The following is a 2,708-nucleotide window of genomic DNA, read 5'->3' on the forward strand; positions in this document are numbered from 1 at the left end:
GACCATGTGCATACCAGGTTCTTCATTCCTGGTATGCACATAAAAAACCTCTCTTATCTGTGTACATCTGTGTGATCTGTGGGCCAAAAACTCTTTTCTTATCTGGGTTGCGGGCAAAGCCCGCGTTAGTTATTTTTCGCTTCTTTCAGCTGAAACCTGATTGAATGGTCATTTTTTTCCGGCATATTTGCGGAAGCAGCAAGAATCCTGGAGAGAAGGGAAGGGCATGAAGCCTAAAGTCTATCATCAGGGCATTGCCCCGGATTCCGGGAGGAAACGATGGAAAATCACGGTCCCCAAGAGGTGTCCCAAATGCAATGTCCTGGTCAAGACACGGGAATTCGCCTGTCCTGTGTGCAGTCATCGCTTGCGATGTACCAAGAAGGCCTCGGATCAGAGAATAATGTTTCTCGGATCTTTCCTTTCCTTATTATGTCTTGTTTTTGCCGTGCTGTTCATGATGGTACTGCACTGGTTGACTAAGGCGAAGTAGGCCGGCAGGACCTGGTAAATTTCTCAGCGGTCTTGGTGCTGCGCACCATTTCCAGGTCTGGACTGAAGAGCAGACATGGACATGTCTTTATATCTGTCTTGGATACAGCGAAAAAGCAGGGAAAGGCATCCCGGGCTTGGCCATGGGTGCAGGGCGCAAGGTTCTTTTTCCCCCTGCGCCTTTGCACCGAATAATAATGCAGTGAATGGTTATTTCGTGTGATCTGGGCCTGGCCTTGACTTGAGATATGGAAAATCTTCCACGTCGGTGTAAGTATAGGCGCTAAGGTTTCTTCCACTTTGTCTGAAGGATTCCTTGACCTCCTGGACCAGGGGGAGACTGTGCATATGCACCAGCCCCAGGCCGAAGAATGCCGTAATTATAGCAACCCCCAGGATCCTGATCAGCTTTTTTTTCCTCCCGGCCGGGCCGGAGGCTCCGGCCGGGTTGGTTGTTTGTTGCAGGAGTTTGTCTTTTTTCACTCCAGTTCACCTCTGTTTTCCTTAGTAGCGGATTTCCATGAGGTGTTCAGTGATGCCCGGGAAGACCAGCATGAACATGATCCAGGCAATGATGAGGGTCAGGATGACGTTGAAACCCTGGGTGAAGATGTAATGGATTACGATCTTTCCGCCGGCAAAGTACTGGGCCAGTTCGCGAAAGTTGGAGGCCAGTCCGATGCTGGTAAAGGCCAGGGCAAAAAACCATACTCTCAAGGGGTTGGCAAAGCCGCGCAAAGCGCCCTCGTCGATTATGACGTCTCCCATGTGCCTTCCCATGGCTTCGTAGATAATGGTGAAAGCAATGGAAGCCACGGCAAAGCCGATGATGAACTTGGGAAAACGGGTCCAGATTTCGTGTATGGCTTTGGAGAAGCTGAGCACTTCAGTGCTGCCTTCCCGCTCCACCTTGATGGTCCAGTATGCGGCTATGCCGAAGCCCAGGACACCGATCAAGACATTCTGGATCATCTTCAGGGTAGCTGCCGTGTACATGGCCCCGGGACCAAGAAGCTCGCCTGCGGCCACTACTGCTCCGGTGGAATCCACTGTTCCTCCGATCCATGCCCCTCCAAGTACGGGGTTCATGCCTACAGCAAGGACAAAGGCCGGCATGAGAAACATGAATATGGCGGTGAATACCAGGGACATGCCCACGGCGATGGTCAATTCTTCGCCCTTGGCCTTGGAAGCTGCAGCGGCGGCAATGGCTGCTGATACACCGCACACGCTGGCTGCAGCACAAATGCACATATTGAGCGGCTTGGAAGGAACCTTGATGTATTTGTTGCCCACCCAGTATCCGATGATCAATACCGACGGGGTGACCACCCAGGCCACTACAATTCCCGGAGCACCGATCATGAGAATAAGCCCGAACAGGATGCTTCCTCCCAAGAGGACCAGACCGGTCTTGATAAAGTACTCGGTCTGGACTGCCGGTTTGATAAATCTGGGCACGCCCATGGTGTTGCTTATGAGCAGTCCGATTAGAATGCACCACAGGGGATAACCAAGCCCGTATTCCCTGGCTATGGAATGGCTGCCGATCATGAATCCCACGGTGGCGATAATAAAAACCACCGGCCAGCCGACCAGGAAGGCTCCTGCGCTGCGGCCCATGATGCTGGTGCCGGCGGCCATAAGAAGTCCGACTGCGATCAATAATGCCAGCAGGGTGGGAAACAGGTTGAAGGCCTGGGTCGTGGCTGCTGACCTGGCCCTGCTTTCAGCGCTCCTGGCGCTGACCCACTCAGCTATGGCCTCTTCAGCTTCCCGGTTCAGGGCCCTGTCCTCAAAATCGGCCTCCGCGGCCCTGGCCTGGACTATCTCAGCTTCGGCCCTGGCTTCTTTTGTTTTTTCCTGGGCCTCCTCATATCTTGGCTGGGCTTCCTCCCTCATCCGGGCGGCTTCTTCTTCGCTGCGGTAAAAAGAGTCTATGGGATTGCTCTCCCAGCCGGCCGGACGTCTGAAATACGGCTGCAGGGAGGACAGTACGCCGTGTCCTCTGGCCCGCAGACCTTCCAGTTTGTTCTGGGCCTCAACTTTCTCAATGGTCCTGAATGGGGCCCGCTCCTGTTCCTGGGCAATGATCGCCCGATTGGTCTCAATGATCTCTCTCATCTCGGGAGGCTTGCTGAATCCCCAGGCCAGGATCAGGCCCAGGAGAAGCAAAAAACCCCCGATCCAGCAGACCATCCAGTCTTCCTTTTTCC

2 protein-coding genes are annotated in these 2,708 nt (G+C 53.8%); both read right to left on the bottom strand.

Annotation, left to right across the window (positions count from 1 at the left end; translation table 11 throughout):
* Positions 1–702: 702 nt before the first annotated feature.
* The gene (locus tag QZP87_RS06945) at positions 703–975 is read right to left on the bottom strand and encodes a hypothetical protein (RefSeq protein WP_291322193.1); all 273 of its coding nucleotides are present in this window, start codon (positions 973–975) and stop codon (positions 703–705) included.
* Between the two features lie 21 nt (positions 976–996).
* Positions 997–2,708 (bottom strand): putative sulfate exporter family transporter (locus QZP87_RS06950; protein ID WP_291322194.1); only part of this gene is annotated, 1,712 nt, incomplete at its 5' end.

It is taken from the genome of Desulfonatronospira sp. (assembly GCA_003563255.1).
GTDB lineage: Bacteria > Desulfobacterota > Desulfovibrionia > Desulfovibrionales > Desulfonatronovibrionaceae > Desulfonatronospira.